General features: G+C 67.8%; 20 protein-coding genes and 1 tRNA gene. 13 read left to right on the top strand and 8 right to left on the bottom strand.

Translation table 11 applies throughout. From position 1 onward, the window contains the following. Positions 1-26: 26 nt before the first annotated feature. Positions 27-644 (bottom strand): vitamin K epoxide reductase family protein, encoded by a 618-nt coding sequence (locus tag RTM68_RS02060; RefSeq protein ID WP_312167826.1) that lies wholly within the window; start codon positions 642-644, stop codon positions 27-29. 283 nt (positions 645-927) lie between these two features. Between RTM68_RS02060 and RTM68_RS02055 the strand changes: the two genes are divergently transcribed. Then, positions 928-3,417, top strand: a complete 2,490-nt coding sequence (locus RTM68_RS02055) for an Rne/Rng family ribonuclease (protein ID WP_312167824.1) — start codon at positions 928-930, stop codon at positions 3,415-3,417. On the opposite strand, the gene RTM68_RS02050 is transcribed toward RTM68_RS02055, so the two are convergent. Then, the gene (locus RTM68_RS02050) at positions 3,382-3,648 is read right to left on the bottom strand and encodes a DUF4031 domain-containing protein (protein WP_194763354.1); all 267 of its coding nucleotides are present in this window, start codon (positions 3,646-3,648) and stop codon (positions 3,382-3,384) included. The genes RTM68_RS02055 and RTM68_RS02050 overlap by 36 nt on opposite strands. A gap of 212 nt (positions 3,649-3,860) precedes the next feature. Here RTM68_RS02050 and rplU point away from each other — a divergent pair, with 212 nt between their 5' ends. The 11 genes from rplU to RTM68_RS01995 all read left to right on the top strand — a co-directional run bounded on the left by rplU (position 3,861) and on the right by RTM68_RS01995 (position 11,582). Further along, the gene (gene rplU / locus RTM68_RS02045; RefSeq protein ID WP_028501602.1) at positions 3,861-4,169 is read left to right on the top strand and encodes a 50S ribosomal protein L21; all 309 of its coding nucleotides are present in this window, start codon (positions 3,861-3,863) and stop codon (positions 4,167-4,169) included. A gap of 19 nt (positions 4,170-4,188) precedes the next feature. Continuing rightward, entirely contained in the window at positions 4,189-4,446 is a 258-nt protein-coding gene (gene rpmA, locus RTM68_RS02040; protein WP_028501603.1) for a 50S ribosomal protein L27, read from the top strand. 110 nt (positions 4,447-4,556) lie between these two features. After that, on the top strand, positions 4,557-6,059 hold the full coding sequence (gene obgE / locus RTM68_RS02035; protein ID WP_312167822.1) for a GTPase ObgE: 1,503 nt from the start codon (positions 4,557-4,559) through the stop codon (positions 6,057-6,059). Then, positions 6,056-6,841 carry a glutamate 5-kinase gene (gene proB / locus RTM68_RS02030; protein ID WP_194763352.1) on the top strand — a complete coding sequence of 262 codons (786 nt, stop codon included), beginning with the start codon at positions 6,056-6,058 and terminating at the stop codon, positions 6,839-6,841. The genes obgE and proB overlap by 4 nt, the downstream gene beginning before the upstream one ends. 9 nt (positions 6,842-6,850) lie before the next feature. Next, entirely contained in the window at positions 6,851-8,104 is a 1,254-nt protein-coding gene (locus RTM68_RS02025; RefSeq protein WP_312167820.1) for a glutamate-5-semialdehyde dehydrogenase, read from the top strand. A gap of 65 nt (positions 8,105-8,169) precedes the next feature. Further along, positions 8,170-8,394, top strand: coding sequence for a hypothetical protein (locus RTM68_RS02020; RefSeq protein ID WP_201470046.1), 225 nt, complete (start codon positions 8,170-8,172; stop codon positions 8,392-8,394). A gap of 6 nt (positions 8,395-8,400) precedes the next feature. Beyond that, positions 8,401-9,003 carry a nicotinate-nucleotide adenylyltransferase gene (nadD, locus tag RTM68_RS02015; RefSeq protein ID WP_194763349.1) on the top strand — a complete coding sequence of 201 codons (603 nt, stop codon included), beginning with the start codon at positions 8,401-8,403 and terminating at the stop codon, positions 9,001-9,003. Next, complete coding sequence (locus RTM68_RS02010) at positions 9,000-10,115, top strand: hypothetical protein (protein WP_312167816.1); 1,116 nt, start codon at positions 9,000-9,002, stop codon at positions 10,113-10,115. Before nadD ends, RTM68_RS02010 begins: the two co-directional genes overlap by 4 nt. A gap of 5 nt (positions 10,116-10,120) precedes the next feature. After that, the gene (rsfS, locus tag RTM68_RS02005) at positions 10,121-10,504 is read left to right on the top strand and encodes a ribosome silencing factor (protein ID WP_312167815.1); all 384 of its coding nucleotides are present in this window, start codon (positions 10,121-10,123) and stop codon (positions 10,502-10,504) included. 1 nt (position 10,505) lies between these two features. Then, positions 10,506-11,195, top strand: a complete 690-nt coding sequence (locus RTM68_RS02000; RefSeq protein ID WP_312167813.1) for an SDR family oxidoreductase — start codon at positions 10,506-10,508, stop codon at positions 11,193-11,195. Between the two features lie 129 nt (positions 11,196-11,324). Further along, complete coding sequence (locus RTM68_RS01995) at positions 11,325-11,582, top strand: hypothetical protein (RefSeq protein WP_312167811.1); 258 nt, start codon at positions 11,325-11,327, stop codon at positions 11,580-11,582. A 55-nt stretch (positions 11,583-11,637) separates the two neighbouring features. Here RTM68_RS01995 and RTM68_RS01990 read toward each other — a convergent pair whose 3' ends face one another. The 6 genes from RTM68_RS01990 to RTM68_RS01965 form a co-directional block, all read right to left on the bottom strand. Then, on the bottom strand, positions 11,638-11,823 hold the full coding sequence (locus tag RTM68_RS01990; RefSeq protein ID WP_312167809.1) for a hypothetical protein: 186 nt from the start codon (positions 11,821-11,823) through the stop codon (positions 11,638-11,640). A 123-nt stretch (positions 11,824-11,946) separates the two neighbouring features. Next, positions 11,947-13,077, bottom strand: coding sequence for an AI-2E family transporter (locus RTM68_RS01985; RefSeq protein ID WP_312167807.1), 1,131 nt, complete (start codon positions 13,075-13,077; stop codon positions 11,947-11,949). A gap of 180 nt (positions 13,078-13,257) precedes the next feature. Next, positions 13,258-13,845: a hypothetical protein gene (locus RTM68_RS01980; RefSeq protein WP_312167806.1), complete on the bottom strand. Its 588-nt coding sequence runs from the start codon at positions 13,843-13,845 to the stop codon at positions 13,258-13,260. After that, positions 13,842-14,702: an endonuclease/exonuclease/phosphatase family protein gene (locus RTM68_RS01975; protein WP_312167804.1), complete on the bottom strand. Its 861-nt coding sequence runs from the start codon at positions 14,700-14,702 to the stop codon at positions 13,842-13,844. The genes RTM68_RS01980 and RTM68_RS01975 overlap by 4 nt, the downstream gene beginning before the upstream one ends. Then, entirely contained in the window at positions 14,699-15,511 is an 813-nt protein-coding gene (locus tag RTM68_RS01970; protein WP_312167802.1) for a glycosyltransferase family A protein, read from the bottom strand. The genes RTM68_RS01975 and RTM68_RS01970 overlap by 4 nt, the downstream gene beginning before the upstream one ends. A 221-nt stretch (positions 15,512-15,732) precedes the next feature. Next, a tRNA-Ala gene (locus tag RTM68_RS01965) sits at positions 15,733-15,805 on the bottom strand. 120 nt (positions 15,806-15,925) lie between these two features. Between RTM68_RS01965 and RTM68_RS01960 the strand changes: the two genes are divergently transcribed. Then, positions 15,926-16,366 carry a GNAT family N-acetyltransferase gene (locus RTM68_RS01960; RefSeq protein WP_312167800.1) on the top strand — a complete coding sequence of 147 codons (441 nt, stop codon included), beginning with the start codon at positions 15,926-15,928 and terminating at the stop codon, positions 16,364-16,366. The last annotated feature ends 28 nt before the right edge of the window (positions 16,367-16,394 follow it).

The raw sequence follows: 16,394 nt of genomic DNA, 5'->3' as shown, positions 1-16,394 counted from the left end.
GGCTTCGTCGTCGATCGACGATGCGATCAGAAGATCATGCCGACGACCTCGCCGAGCAGGTCGAGCCCGCGCAGCTGCGCGAGCAGGATCACGAGCGCATAGGCGAGGATCGTCGCGAGCGGCACCCAGGGCATCAGCTTCGCGCCCGCGTCCATGGCCTTGGGGTTGCGTGAGAATGTGCCGTTCCGCGCGAGATGCACCAGGGTGGCGAAGAAGGTCGGGATGGTCACCGCCCACGTGAGCATGCACCAGGGGCACAGCACGCCGAGGTTCGGGGCGTACAGGCTCTGCCAGATGAGCCAGCACACGAGGCCGAAGGCGAACGTGACGCCGACGCCGAACAGACCCCAGAACCAGCGCGGGAATCGCGCACCGGCCAGGATCGCGACGCCGATGACGAGCGGCGCCGTCCAGAGCGTGAGCCCGATCAGCGGGTTGGGGAACCCGAAGATCTCGCCCTGCCAGGAGCCGAGGTTCTTTCCGCACTGGATCATCACGCTGACATTGCAGCTCAGATCGGCGTCGGGATTCTCGAGCTGGATGAACTTGTCGATCGTCAGCTGGAAGGCGGCGAACCACCCGAGCACGCTGGCGATGATCAGCCAGACGGCGTAGACGACGGGGCGGGTGCGCTGCTCGCTCATATGTGGATTATCCCAGCGATCGCTATGGATCGGGCGAGAGCGCACCGGCAAAAATGAGGCGGAGACGGGGATGATGCCATGAACCGGGCCAGTTGGTGCGATAATGGCCTGTGATGCACCGCTCGACCCTGTCGAGGCCGGCATCGACGCAGACTTCGGGGCCGTATGCCCCTCGCGACCAGAGCCATGAGCCGGTCGCACACCGAGTGAGTTCGCAGCATCCACGGATGCCGCATGAGAATTCGCGGGGCACCAGGTGCACCGCGCGAGGAGTAAGCCAGAGATGGCCGATGAGAACAATGACTACGACGCCCCTACCCTCGACTTCCCTGCGGATGCTGACGCGCCCGCAGAGGTGACGACCGACGCTCCGCAGGAGCCCGGCACCGTCGAGGATTCGCCCGCTGAAGAGGCTCCTGCTGCTGAGGAGGCTCCTGCTGCTGAGGAGGCTCCTGCTGTCGAGGAGGCTCCTGCTGCTGAGGAGGCTCCTGCTGTCGAGGAGGCTCCTGCTGCTGAGGAGGCTCCTGCTGCTGAGGAGGCTCCTGCTGCTGAGGAGGCTCCCGCTGTCGAGGAGGCTCCCGCTGTCGAGGAGGCTCCCGCTGTCGAGGAAGCTCCTGCTGTCGAGGAAGTGAAGCCCGAGGTGCCTTCCGCTCCGGAGCCGCTGACCGCGGTGTCGCTCGGCCTGCTGCCTGAGGTGTTCGTGTCCCAGGTCTCGACCCAGCTGCACTTCTACGCACCCGAGATCGTTCCGCTTCCGGCACGTCCCGGGCGCGAACGCGTGTTCGATCGCATCGCCGAGCGCGAGCAGCAGGACGAGCCGGCATCCGGCCGTCGCGGCCGCCGCCGTCGCGGAGGATCCGACGAGGGCGAGCAGCGCGAACAGCGCGATGAACCCCGCCAGCCGCGTCAGCGCGTCGTCGAGTACATCACCGAGCCGAAGGCGATCAAGGGATCGACGAGACTCGAGGCCAAGAAGCAGCGTCGGCGTGACGGTCGCGATGCAGGGCGTCGCCGTCCGGTCGTGACCGAGGCCGAGTTCCTCGCCCGCCGCGAATCCGTCGACCGCAAGATGGTCGTGCGCTCGAAGAACGGACGCACGCAGATCGGCGTTCTGGAAGACGGTGTGCTCGTGGAGCACTACGTCGCACGCAACCAGGATGCATCGCTGATCGGCAACGTCTACCTCGGTCGCGTGCAGAACGTGCTGCCGAGCATGGAAGCCGCGTTCGTCGACATCGGTCGCGGACGCAACGCCGTGCTGTACTCGGGCGAGGTCGACTGGGACGGTGTCGAGACCGGCAACCAGCCGCGTCGCATCGAGCTCGCGCTCAAGGCGGGCGACCGCGTTCTCGTGCAGGTGACGAAGGACCCGGTGGGCCACAAGGGCGCTCGTCTGACCAGCCAGATCTCGCTCCCGGGCCGCTACCTCGTGTACGTGCCGGGCGGATCGATGAACGGCATCAGCCGCAAGCTGCCCGACAACGAGCGCGCGCGCCTCAAGCGGATCCTCAAGGAGGTGCTCCCGGAGTCGTCCGGCGTGATCGTCCGCACCGCCGCGGAGGGCGCCACGGAAGACCAGCTCACGCGTGACGTGCAGCGTCTCACGACCCAGTGGGAGCACATCCGCACCCAGGTCGAGAACCAGCAGGCGCCCGCGCTCCTGCATGCAGAGCCCGACCTTCTGGTGAAGATCGTCCGCGACGTCTTCAACGAGGACTTCACGAAGATGCTCATCCAGGGTGAGGAATCGCAGCGCACCATCCGCGCGTACCTCGAGAGCGTCGCCCCCGACCTTCTCGAGCGCGTCGAGTCCTACGAGGACGAGGCCGACCCCTTCGACGCGTTCCGCATCACCGAGCAGATCGAGAAGGCGCTCGACCGCAAGGTCTGGCTGCCTTCGGGCGGTTCGCTCGTGATCGACCGCACCGAGGCCATGACGGTCGTCGACGTCAACACCGGCAAGTTCGTCGGCTCCGGCGGAAACCTCGAGGAGACCGTCACCAAGAACAACCTCGAGGCTGCCGAGGAGATCGTCCGCCAGCTGCGTCTGCGCGACATCGGCGGCATCATCGTCGTCGACTTCATCGACATGGTGCTCGAGTCGAACCGCGATCTCGTGCTGCGTCGCCTCATCGAGTGCCTCAGCCGCGACCGCACGAAGCACCAGGTCGCCGAGGTCACCTCGCTCGGCCTCGTGCAGATGACCCGTAAGAAGCTCGGCCTCGGACTCCTCGAGACGTTCAGCGAGGCGTGCGAGGTGTGCGCCGGGCGTGGAGTCATCGTGCACCACGATCCCGTCGTGAAGCACCGTGCCAGCAACAACGGGAACGGCAACGGGAACGGCAACTCGTCGTCGAACCGTCGCCAGCGGGGCGGGAACAACCAGAGCCAGAATCAGGCTCCCGCATCCGTGACGACCCACAGCATCCCCGAAGGAGCCAAGTCGGCGCTCGCCCAGATCGCTGCGTCGACGCGCGCGCCGAGCGCGGACGATGCGGCGTCCGACGCCGTCGCGCCGGAGCAGTCTGTCGAGGCGCCGATCGTTCAGGAGCGCCCGAAGAAGCCTCGCAAGAAGCGCGGCTCCGATCGGAACTCTCCGAAGTCGCCCGCAGAAGCGCTTCTCGACTCGGTTCTCGACGCACTCCCGGAGCCGAAGGCGCCGGGTCAGGGGCGTGGCCGTCGCCGCGTCTCCACGGCGGCTCTGACGGGTACCCCGGTGTCCGTCAACTCCGAGCCGTCAGCGCCGGTCGCGGGCGGGGATTCGCAGTCCTGATGCGATGAGCCGCCGGACCAGCTCCTTGCCGTCGACGTGTTCCGCGCCGGCGGCGATGAGCCGGGGGATGAGCTCTTCGGGGACGTCGTAATGGTCGAGGTCGAAGGCGCGCGCAGGCACGTCGTGCGACCTCGCGAAGGCGTGCAGCTCGTCCAGGTTGTCGTCGCTCACGAGATGAGCCCAGAGTCGCCCGTGCGCGGGCCAGCGGGCGTCATCCACGAGAACGGTCATCCCGTCAGCCTACGGCCGGACACACCGGGCGGTACGTTTTGCCACAGTGTCCTGCATCCGGTAAAGTAGTCCCTTGGTGCGTATGCCGCGTCGTCCTGGACGGTCGAAGCGGAGAGTCTTGCGTTCGTGCCCGTCGCCCCCGCGATGCATGCAAGCAACAGTCTTCCCGTGAGATCTCGGAGCCGCGAGCTCCCCAACGAAACAGGTATGAAGTGGTTTACGCAGTAGTGCGCGCCGGTGGGCGGCAGGAGAAGGTCGAGGTCGGCACGATCGTTCAGCTCGACCGTGTCAAGGCTGCCCAGGGCGAGAAGATCGAGCTGGCCGCAGTGCTGCTCGTCGACGGCGCCACGGTGACCACCGACGCTGATTCGCTGGCGAAGGTCAAGGTCACGGCAGAGGTCATCGGCAACCTGCGCGGCCCGAAGATCATCATCCAGAAGTACAAGAACAAGACCGGCTACAAGAAGCGTCAGGGCCACCGCCAGGAGCTCACGCGCGTCAAGATCACCGGCATCAAGTAAAGACCGAGGAGACCAGGACATGGCACATAAAAAGGGCGCAAGCTCCACCCGTAACGGTCGTGACTCCAACGCTCAGCGACTTGGCGTCAAGCGCTTCGGTGGACAGCAGGTTCTCGCCGGCGAGATCATCGTCCGCCAGCGCGGCACGCACTTCCACCCCGGCGTGAACGTCGGCCGTGGAGGCGACGACACGCTGTTCGCTCTGGCCGCCGGCGCGGTCCAGTTCGGCGCGAAGGGCGGCCGCAAGGTCGTCAACATCGTCGCCGCTGCTGAGTGATCACAGCACGACAGTAGACATCCGATTCGGGGCGGGCTTCGGCCCGTCCCGAATTGCTGTATCAGGCCGAACCGCAGCGTCACGCGCGGTTCACTATCGAGGAGAGAGACATGGTCAGCTTCGTCGACACCGTGACGCTGCACCTGCGCGCGGGTAAGGGCGGCAACGGCTGTGTCTCGGTGCACCGAGAGAAGTTCAAGCCGCTCGGCGGACCCGACGGCGGCAACGGTGGTGACGGTGGCGACGTCGTCCTCGTGGCTGACACGCAGACGGGCACGCTTCTCTCGTACCACCACTCGCCGCACCGCAGCTCCGGCAACGGGGGCCCTGGAATGGGCGACCACCGCGCCGGCTTCATGGGCGAGGACCTCGAACTCCCGGTGCCCGTCGGAACCGTGGTGAAGAACACCGCCGGTGAAGTGCTGATCGACATGATCGAGCCCGGCGAGCGATTCGTCGTCGCGAAGGGCGGCCACGGTGGGCTCGGCAACGCCGCACTCGCCACGCCCAAGCGCAAGGCGCCCGGATTCGCGCTGCTCGGCACCCCCGGCTACGAGGGCGACGTCGTCCTCGAGCTCAAGACCGTCGCCGACGTCGCTCTGGTGGGCTATCCGTCCGCCGGCAAGTCGAGCCTCATCGGCGCGATCTCGGCGGCTCGGCCGAAGATCGCCGATTATCCGTTCACCACGCTGCACCCCAACCTGGGTGTCGTGCAGCAGGGTGACTTCCGCTTCACGGTCGCCGACGTCCCCGGTCTGATCGAAGGCGCCAGCGAGGGCCGTGGCCTCGGGCTCGAGTTCCTGCGCCACGTCGAGCGCTGCTCCGCACTGCTGCACGTGCTCGACTGTGCGACCCTCGAGCCCGGGCGCGACCCGATCTCCGACCTCGACGTGATCCTCGCCGAGCTCGCAGCGTACGAGGTTCCCGAGGGGCAGACCCCTCTGCTCGAGCGTCCGCAGCTCATCGCGCTTAACAAGGTCGATGTGCCCGAGGCCCGCGATCTCGCCGACCTCGTGCGCCCCGACCTCGAGGCGCGCGGCTTCCGGGTCTTCGACATCTCGACCATCTCGCACGAGGGGCTCCGTCCGCTCACGTTCGCGCTCGGCGAGATCGTCGACAAGTACCGTGCCGAGCTGGCGGCTGCAGAGCCCGTGCGCGAGCGCGTCGTCATCCGTCCTCGCGGATCGAAGAAGGAATTCACGATCCGTGTCGAGGGCGGCTCCTACGGCGACCTGTATCGGATCCTCGGTGAGAAGCCCGTCCGCTGGGTGCAGCAGACCGATTTCCAGAACGAAGAGGCCGTCGGCTACCTCGCGGACCGTCTTGAGAAGCTCGGTGTCGAGGATGAGCTGTTCCGCCTCGGTGCGGTACAGGGATCCACCGTCGTCATCGGCGAGGGCGACAGCATCGTCTTCGACTGGGAGCCGACCATGACCTCCGCGGCCGAGCTGATGACTGCTCCGCGAGGCACCGACCCGCGGCTCGCGCCGAACTCGCGTCGTACGACGTCCGAGCGTCGCGAGCAGTACTACGAGCGGATGGATGCCAAAGCCGAGGCGCGTGCCGAGGCCGAGACGCGTCGTCTCGCCACCCGCGACGAGGGCGAGGCGTGACGGCTCGCACGCGCGCGGACCTCGCGACCGCGTCGCGCATCGTCGTGAAGGTCGGCTCGTCGTCGATCAGCGGCGAGGCGTCGTGGCGCATCCCCGTGCTCGTGGAGGCTCTCGCGGCCGCGCATGCGCGTGGCGCAGAGGTGATCCTCGTCTCGTCGGGTGCGATCGCCAGCGGCATCCCCTTCCTCCGGCTCGATGCCCGACCGACGGATCTCGCGACGCAGCAGGCCGCCGCAGCCGTGGGCCAGAACATCCTGGTCTATCGCTATCAGGAGGCACTGCGGCCGTTCGACATCGTCGCGGGCCAGGTGCTGCTGACGACGGGGGATCTCGAGAATCCCACCTCCCGCAGCAACGCCCGTCGCGCCATGGAGCGTCTGCTGGGTCTGCGCGTGCTGCCGATCGTGAACGAGAACGACACGGTCGCGACGCAGGAGATCCGGTTCGGTGACAACGACAGACTCGGCGCTCTGGTCGCACAGCTCACACAGGCCGACGCGCTGGTGCTCCTGAGCGACATCGAGTCGCTCTACACGAAGCCGCCGTCGGACCCCACGGCCGAGCCGATCGATGTCGTGGCTCCGGATGCCGACCTCTCGGGCCTGGAGTTCGGCTCCACGGTCGTGAACAGCGTCGGCACCGGGGGAGCGGCCACCAAGGTCTCCGCCGCGCGCCTCGCCGCAGCATCCGGAATCGGCGTGCTCGTGACGAGCGCCGATCTCGTGGGCAAGGCCCTCGACGGGGCTGAAATAGGGACCTGGTTCGAGCCGGCCCTCTCCTAGACTGGGCGGATGACCGACCAGACTCCGCAGGTGCGCTTGGAGCGCGCGAAAGAGGCGTCCCGCGCCATCGCCGCGCTCACGAGCGACGACAAGGAACGCGCGCTCGAGGCCATCGCCGTGGCTCTGGAGCAGAACGCCACGTCGATCATCGAGGCCAACGGAATCGACATCGATCGGGGGCGGGCCGAAGGCATCGGCGAGTCGCTGATCGATCGTCTGCGTCTCGACGAGACGCGTGTCGCCGCTCTCGCCTCGGCGGTCCGTCAGGTCGCGACACTGGCCGATCCCGTGGGGCGGGTCGTGGGTGGCCACCGCATGCCCAACGGTGTGGCGCTCGAGCAGGTCCGTGTGCCGTTCGGCGTGGTCGGCGCGATCTACGAGGCTCGCCCCAATGTCACGGTCGACATCGCCGCTCTCGCTCTGCGATCCGGCAACGCCGTCGTCCTTCGCGGGGGCAGCGCGGCGAAGGAGTCGAACACCGTACTGGTCGAGGTGATGCGGAACGCACTCGAGGGCGCGGGCGTCACGGCGGAGGCCGTTCAGACCGTGGACGACTTCGGCCGCGACGGCGCGAAGGCGCTCATGCACGGACGCGGATTCATCGACGTGCTGGTGCCTCGCGGCAGTGCCGGACTCATCGAGACGGTCGTCACCGAATCGACCGTCCCCGTGATCGAGACCGGGGCGGGCAACGTCCACATCGTCCTCGACGAGAGTGCACCCGACGAGTGGGCGCGAGACATCGTCGTGAACGCCAAGGTTCAGCGCCCCAGCGTCTGCAACGCGGTGGAGACCGTGCTGGTGCTGCGCCAGGCCGCACCGCGTCTGATCCCGCTCGTCGCGAGCGCGCTGCAGAGCGAAGGCGTCGCGATCCACGGCGACGACATCGTCGCAGGTCTCGTCTCGAACGTGATCCCCGCGACCGAGGACGACTGGGCCACCGAGTACCTCAGCCTCGACATCGCGATGAAGGTCGTCGATTCGCTCGACGATGCGCTGGATCACATCCGCCGCTACAGCACGGGGCACACGGAGTCGATCATCACGACGGATGCGCGGAACGTGGAGCGATTCCTCGCAGAGGTGGACTCGGCCGTGGTGATGGCGAACACGTCGACCCGCTTCACCGACGGCGGCGAGTTCGGATTCGGCGCCGAGGTCGGCATCTCCACCCAGAAGCTGCACGCTCGGGGGCCGATGGGGCTTTCCGAGCTGACCAGCACGAAGTGGCTGGCGCGTGGAGCGGGGCAGACCCGCGGCTGAGGGCTAGACTAGGTGGCGCTGAGGCGTCATGCGCGCCCGCCCACCAGCCACGAAACGGAGTCAGGATGAACCTCGTCGCACAGATCGCGATGGTCGCCGCCGAGACCGAACACCACGGCAACGTCCAGGCAGAGACGCTGATCTTCGGGGTGATCGCCATCATCCTGTTCGCGTTCCTCGGTCTGGTCACGCTGTCGTACAAGAACGTCGCCAACCGCCACTCCGCGAAGGCCGAGGCATGGGCAGCGCAGCACGGCAAGGACGGTCACGAGGCAGGGCACGGCCACTAGGCCCCTATGAACGACACGACCTCGCGTCCGGCGCGCATCGGAGTGATGGGCGGCACCTTCGACCCCATCCACCACGGGCACCTGGTCGCCGCCAGCGAGGTCGCGCACTCCTTCGATCTCGACGAGGTCGTGTTCGTGCCGACGGGACGACCGTGGCAGAAGGCCGAAGTCACGCCGAGCGAGCACCGTTACCTGATGACGGTCATCGCCACCGCATCCAACCCGCAGTTCACGGTCAGCCGCGTCGATGTCGATCGTGAGGGACCGACGTACACGATCGACACGCTCCGTGACCTCAAGAAGGCTCGGCCCGATGCGGAGCTGTTCTTCATCACCGGAGCGGACGCCGTAGCGCAAATTCTCAGTTGGAGGGACCATGATGAGTTGTGGGAACTGGCCCACTTCGTCGCGGTCTCACGTCCAGGTCACATCCTGAGCACAGACGGCCTCCCGAGCGACAACGTCAGCCAGTTGGAGGTGCCGGCCCTGTCGATCTCGTCGACGGCGTGCCGCGCGCGGGTTCGCGAGGACGAGCCGGTCTGGTACCTGGTTCCCGACGGAGTCGTTCAATACATCGCGAAGCATCATCTGTATCGGAGCAAGGCATGAGTACATCGGATCGGCATGAGCAGGGTCCGCTGACGCGAAAGCAGCTGCGTGAGATCCGGCTGACCGGTTCCACGCCGGTGATCACGCCCGAGGAGGCCGCCGCGGCGGCTGCATCGGTGCCCCCGGCCCCACCTGAGCCGCGCGCCGCCGAGCCGGCCGATCCGACGCCTGTGCCCGCCCCGTCCGATGCCGGTGCCGGAGCTGCCACTCGGCTGACCCGTCGCCAGGTGCGCGAACTCGAGCGTTCGCGATCCGGCTCGGACTCAGAGTCCGACACCGATGCGGATGCGGATGCGGAGCCGAACTCGTCGAACGATGTGGACGGTGCGCATTCCGACGAGTCTCCTGCAGACGTCGCATCGACCGATGCTCACGCCGACGAACCGGCGGCTGAGCAGGACACGCATTCGGTGCCCGCGGATGACGTGGACGACGCCGATGACGACATCGACGAAGAGATCGTCGCCGCGCCCGTGAGCGCTGCAGCGCGTGCCGACCAGATCTCGGACGTCTCCGTGGTCCCTGAGCCGAACGACGGTTCGGACGAGTCCGATGCAGCCGTCTCTGACGCCGAGCCTGCCACCGAGGACGACGCCGAAGAGGCGCGTCCCGTGGTCAGCTCGACCTTCGGGCAGGGCGTTCTGGAAGACCAGGCTGAGCCTGCGAAGCCGTTCACCCCGTCGTTCGACGAGCTCCTCACGGTGGGCGATTCCACCGGGTCGCAGCATCGCGGCGGAAACACCCTGATCTTCAACCCCGCGCCCGGCGACGGTTCGCTCTCCGGACCCGTCGCGTCGACGGGTGAGATCCTCGTCACGGGCTCGTACGAGCTTCCCAAGGGTCTCGGCTCGCAAGGACACGCTCATGGAACGACCGACGGCAAGGAGGTGGACGCCGTCCTCATCGACGGCGAGCTTCCCCCCGCATCCTCGCCGACGCCGATCGCAGCGAGCGCCGCGGTCAGCACCATCAAGCCCGCCGGAGAGGTCATCCGCCCTCCGGCCCCCGAAAAGGGCAACAAACTCATGCTCATCCTCGCGATCGTGGCGGGTGGTCTCGCGCTCGCGCTGGGCGTCGCCCTGATCGTGGCCTTCACCGGAAATGTGTTCTGAATCTGATGCAGTCACCTGAAACCGCCGTAGAGATGCTGCAGCTCGCAGCCGACGCAGCCGTCTCGAAGGGCGGTGAAGACCTCGTCGCCCTGAACGTGTCGGAGCCTCTTCCGCTCGTCGACATCTTCCTGCTCGTCACCGGGAACAGCGAGCGCAACGTCGCCGCGATCGCCGATGAGATCGAAGACAAGCTCATCGAGTCGGGCCACAAGCGCGTGCGCCGCGAGGGCCGCGCGGAGGCTCGATGGGTGCTGCTGGACTTCGGCGACCTCATCGTCCACGTCTTCCACCAGGAGGAGCGGGTCTATTACGGTCTCGAGCGCCTCTGGAAGGACTGCCCCGTCGTTCCGTTCGAGACCGCTGACCCCGCCCCTGCGGATCACGCCTGACGTGCCGGTTCATCTGATCACCGGCGCCGGCTCCGGCATCGGGGCGGCTGTGGCTCGACGCCTGCTCGATCGCGGTGATCAGATCGTCCTGCTCGCGCGTGACGCCGGTCGGGCGCGGGAGATCGCAGGGTCCTTTCCCGGTGCCTCCACGATCGTGGGCGACCTGGCACAGCCGGGGCGTCTCTCCTGGGCGCTGTCGAAGCAGGCTCTGCCCGATCGCATCGACTCGATCGTGCACGCGGCGGGTGTCGTAGACCTCGGGCCCGTGGCTGATCTGCCCGCGACGCTCTGGGAGCGGCAGCTCGCCGTGAACCTCGTCGGTCCTGCCGAGCTCACGCGGCTCCTGCTTCCGCTCCTGCGGATGCAGAAGGGACGGGTCGTCTTCGTGAACTCGGGGGCAGGCCTGCACGCGCATGCCGACTGGTCGGCCTACGCGGCGTCGAAGCACGGTCTGAAGGCGCTGGCCGATTCCCTGCGCGCCGAAGAGGCGGAGCACGGCGTGCGGGTCACATCGATCTATCCGGGTCGCACGGCGACCCCGATGCAGGAGCGCGTCCACCAGCAGGAGGGACGCGACTACGACGCGTCCCGGTTCATCACGGCGGATTCCGTGGCGACGACGATCCTGACCGCGCTCGATCTGCCGGATGACGCGGCACTCACCGACCTCACGATCCGGCCCCGGGGCTGACGACTGCGGCACTGCCTGAGTGCCGCGAGCTGTCAAGGCCCTATCGGCATCCCCTCTTCTCGCCCAGTATTCGTGTGGGGGAGAGAGTCGTGGAGGTCATTAATGTCCGGAGATCCAGAGCCCAGATACGTGCTCAAACGCATCACGCCATCGGAGTGGGTCATCAACGATCTGCGCTACGCGGCGGATGATCCTCGCCACGTCGTCGCCTGCGTCTATGAGTATGCCGAGACCGAGGTCGAGGTCGTGTGGCTACGCGATCTGCCTCTCGCAGTCCGCTACGCGAACGCCTACGAGGTGTTGTCCGAGGTCGCGCGGGTGCAGGATCCGAGCCGCGCGACGCGGCCGATCGTCATCCCGCATCTGCCGCCGTTATTGGCGACATGACGAATCGCGGCAGGCTCCCTCGGAGCCTGCCGCGTCGTCGTTCACGCGTCGTCGTTCACTCGTCGTCCTGGTCGGCGTCGCCGTTCTCGGCGGCGATGCGATCGGCAGCGGCGCTGTCGATCGCATCGGGGTTGGCGTCGGCGTCGAGAACTCGTTCTCCGTCGACCTCCTGACGGGGAACGCTGTCGTGCGGATCACCGTCATCGGGCAGCGGCACCAGCGGGGGAATGGGTGTGGACATCGTCGTCTCCTCTCGTTTCGGTGTCGCCCACGATAGAGAGCCTCGGTCTCGGGCGGCAGATGCTTGACCGGAGAGAGCGAGAGGAGTATCGAGCGGTCGCCCCGGCAAGGGCGCCCGCTCGACTCAGACGGTCTCTTCTCGCTTCTTGCGGAAGGGTCGCGCAGCCGTGTGCGGACCGTCCCAGACGGTGATGATGCCCCACGCCACCGCGGCGATCGGCACCGACAGCACAGCGCCGACGATCCCGCCGAGGATGGTGCCCGTGGTCAGGGCGAGCAGGATCACGAGCGCGTGCAGCTTGAGGGACCGCGCCATGACGACCGGCTGCAGGAAGTTGCCCTCGAGCTGGTTGACGAGCACGACGATTCCGACGACGATCAGAGCGGCGAGGGGTCCGTGAGTCACGAGTGTGACGAGAGCGGCGAGGATGCCGGCCGCCGTCGCGCCGACGAGCGGGATGAACGCCGTCAGGAAGACGATGACCGCGAGGGGGAGAGCGAGCGGGATCTGGAGGATCGCCAGACCCACGCCGATACCGACCGCGTCCGCAGCGGCCACGATCGACGTTCCGCGGATGTACCCGCCGAAGACGTCGACCGTCTTGTCGCCGATGCGGCGGGCCCGCTCGTAGCTGGCCCCTGTGAACGGGCGCAGGAGGAACTCCCAGATGCGAGGACCGTCCTTGAGGAAGAAGAAGAGCACGACGATCATCAGAGCGAGTCCGGTGAAGAAGCTCGCCGTCGCCGAGACGCCGGCGAGCGCACCACGCCCGAACGACGCGCTGGTGAGGAAATCCCCGGCGCTGGCCCACAGGTCGTCGAGGTCGATCGCCGCGATGTCGAAGGGGAGTGTGTCGAGCCAGGCGGTCACCTGAGCGATGCCGTCAGTCGCAGACTCGACCAGGTCGTCCCACTGCGAGCGCACGGTCAGCACGATCACCCAGACGACCCCGCCCAGGATGGCGAGGATGCCGATCAGCGCGATCCAGGTCGCGAGGATCGACGGCACTCCGCGCCGGCGCATGAACGCCACGAGCGGATGGATGGCGGATGCGAGGATCAGCGCGATCGTCACCGGGATGAACACGAGTGAGAGCTGCGTGATGACCAGCACGCCCACCGCCACGAGGGCGAGGACGGCGAGGGTCTGCAGGCTGCGTGTGGCAGCGAGTCCCCACCCTCGGGCCCAGAGGCTGCTAGCGCCCGGGGTCGTCGAGTCTGCTGTCGTCGGCTCCGGTCGTCGGAACAGTCCCATCACGTGCGCCTCCTGCTGTACGCGCCGACGCCGGAATGACGAACGATCGCCCCGTCTTTCTATCCAGGCCCGACTCCGATAGCAAGCCCCTGGCGCGCGGGTCGCGGAAGCCGCACCGTTCGTGTATGCCGCCAGTGAGTCGGCGGGAGCGGTCGGGCGAACCGGCGGCGATGCAGCTCTCTATCGCCGCCCCACCGGGACGAGCGCGAGGAGGATACCGGCCGCGATGCCACCGAGCCCGCCCAGCACCATGTCACCGATCGTGTCCTGGTAAGTGACGAAGATGTCTTCGCTGAGATACCTCCAGCCGAGCCACTCGATCATCTCCCAGACCGCGCTGATCGCGAGCGCGACCAGCGGTACGAGGACGACCGGTGTGCGTCGCCGCAGCGAGGGCCCGCTCCCGTCGACTGCCGCCGCGAGGGAGACGACGCCCGTGCGGGTGAGAATGACGGCGGCGATGACCGCCAGCACTCCGGTGCAGAGGAAGTGCAGCACGAGGTTCCAGCCGGTGACGGTGCGGTAGAGGTCGAAGACGTTGCTCCACGCTGCGACGAGCACTGTCGCACAGGCGGTGACGTCGAACCAGGCTGCGAGGCCCAGAATCCGGGGGAGCATGAGCGCGGGCAGCGCGAGCGCGGCGATCCCGGCATCCGTGGGTTTCAGCCAGATCGCGGCGGCGATCAGCCCGAGCACGCCGATCAGGCGCAGCACATCGGCGAGCCAGTCGCCGAGCGTCGCCGGCGGTCGCAGGAAGTCGTCTTTCACGCGGTTCCCCCGATGCGCAGGATGCCGTGCACGGCCAGGTGATCGGACGGGGAGACTCCGTCGAAGCGCCGCGAGTCGATGGCCACTGATCGGACGTCGATGTCAGGCGTGGTGAGGATCCCGTCGATACGTCTCGCGCCGGTCCGTGGCCGCCGGTAGTTGGCGTGGGTGCCCCACTCCGGAGTGCGTCGCGTGTGCGCGGCCGTCCAAGCATCGACCAACGGCCCACCGTCGAGCATCCGTTGCAGAGTCTTCGAACGGGGTCCGGCGTTGAAGTCCCCGAGCACGATAGTCGGCAGCATCCGGTCCCGGAGCAGAGCGTGGGTGCGGGAGACCGACCGGTCGCGGGACCGGGCGGAGAGCGGATCGAGGTGCGCGTTGACCGCGAGGAACACCGACCCCGTGCGTCGGTCCTCGAACTCGGCCCACACGAGGATCCTCGGGAATGGGGTGCCCCGGTCTCGGGACCCCGCACGGTCCGGCTCGTCGGACAGGGCTTCCTGCCTCCACGTCCGCACGCTCAGCCTGGCGCTGTCGAACAGCAGTGGTGTGCCCTCGCCGCGTCCTTCGGGTCCGCGACCGCGACCGAGGCTGCGGTAGGCGGCGCCCAGGGCATCGCGGACGGTCGGCAGGGCGTGCGGCAACGCCTCCTGGAGGGCGAGCACGGCGGGACGACTGGTGCGCAGCAGTGCCGAGACCGCCGGAGCCCTGGTGCTCCACCGATCCGCTCGCCGCTGCAGGGCGCTGTCCGTCGGACGACGGAGATTGAAGGTCATCACGTGCAGATCGTCGGGATCGATCGCTCCCACGGGCGTCTCGCCGCTCCTCACGGGGCTCGCGGGGTCGGATGCCGTCACGCTGCGATCCCTGCCGATGCGCGAACGGGCGTCGCACGTCGATGTCGTGCGGCGAGACGACGGCGTGCGACGAGACGACGCCAGCGGCGGGGCGGGAAGTCCTCTGGCCAGTGCATCATCACGCTCCGGAACCCTCGACGCACGCGGCGGCCGAACGCGCCCTGAGTCAGCGGTCGCATCGACATGCCCATCGACGAACCGGGCAGTCGGGCGATCGTGAACGCGTCGCCGAGGTGGAACGCGAGGTCGAGGTCGTCGTGGACCTCGGCGTCTTCCCGGTGCACGTCGCCCTTGACCTGTTCCCAGGCTGAACGGCGGAAGGCGAGGTTCGACCCGAAGAGCGGCAGATGACCGAGCGCCACGCCGGTCATCGCTGCGTACGCGCCGAGATAGAGCAGCGAGAGCGGAGCGCGGAGAGCGCGCGGGCCGTCGGTGAAGTGCGCGCGTCCCGTGAACGCCGCGACCTGCTCTGCGCTCGAGAAGGCTTCGCGCACCTCTGCGACCCAGGTCGGTGCCGGCACGCAATCGGCGTCGAGGCGCAGCACGAGGGCTCCCCGCGCGGCGTCGTATCCGGCCGACGCTGCGGCAGGAATGCCCGGGACGGGGCACGGGATGACACGGGCGCCGGCGGCGAGCGCCATGGCAGCCGAGTCGTCGGTCGAGCCGTTGTCGACGACGATCACCTCATCGGGCGGAACGGTCTGCGCGGCGAGCGCGTCGAGGCAGCGGGCGAGCAGCGGGGCATCGTCCTTGACCGGGATGACCACCGAGGTTCGGAGGTGCTCCGCATCGACCGACAGCTCCGGCATCCGTGCGCCTCCCGTGACGTCGCCCGCACGGACGTTCGTCGGTGCTCTCCTCCCACCCTACGGAGCGTGCGGGATCCATGTGGCCGGGTTGACGACGGTCAGGCGCGCCGCTAGCGCTGCTGGGCGCCGTGGCTGCGCCGTCGTCGCGTCCGCGGGCGGCTCCTGCTCGGGGAAGCCGAGAAGAAAACAAGAAAACCCGCGATCTCTCGCGGGTTTCATTGTGGACCTGAGGGGACTCGAACCCCTGACCCCCTGCATGCCATGCAGGTGCGCTACCAGCTGCGCCACAGGCCCAGAATCGCTTCGTGAACTCCCGAAGCAACCTGATCAGAGTACTACACGGATCGCGCGCAGCACCAATCGGGGCTGGTCTCCCGGGCGCGTCGTCATGAGCGGATGAATAGTGTGGAGGACATGACCACGATCAGCCCCATCACTGAGAACGACTTCGATGAATGGTCCGGCCTCTGGGCCGGTTACCTCACGTTCTACGGGGCCGAGATCGAGGGTGAGGTCACTGCGGAGACCTTCGCCCGGATCGTCGTGGATGAGGAGCTGCACGGCGCCATCGCCCGTGATGATGACGGTCGAGCGGTAGGAGTCGTGCACTGGCTCACGCATCCGGCGACCTGGAGTCGCGGCGAGTACTGCTACCTGGAGGACCTCTTCGTCGATCCCGAGTCGCGCGGTGCGGGCGCAGGACGGATGCTGATCGCACACGTACGCGAATGGGCGGCCGCGCGCGGATGCGCGAAGGTGTACTGGCTGACGCAAGAGGGAAACGAGACCGCCCGAGCGCTGTACGACCGCGTCGCGACGCACACCGGATACACGCACTATCAGATCGCCCTCTGACGCGACCTGAGCGGGCTGAGGCGTGCGG

Source organism: Microbacterium sp., from assembly GCF_031988965.1.
In the GTDB taxonomy this organism is placed as follows: Bacteria; Actinomycetota; Actinomycetes; order Actinomycetales; family Microbacteriaceae; genus Microbacterium.
The sequence above is the reverse complement of the archived record's forward strand: the minus strand, read 5'-3'. Positions and strand labels throughout refer to the sequence as shown.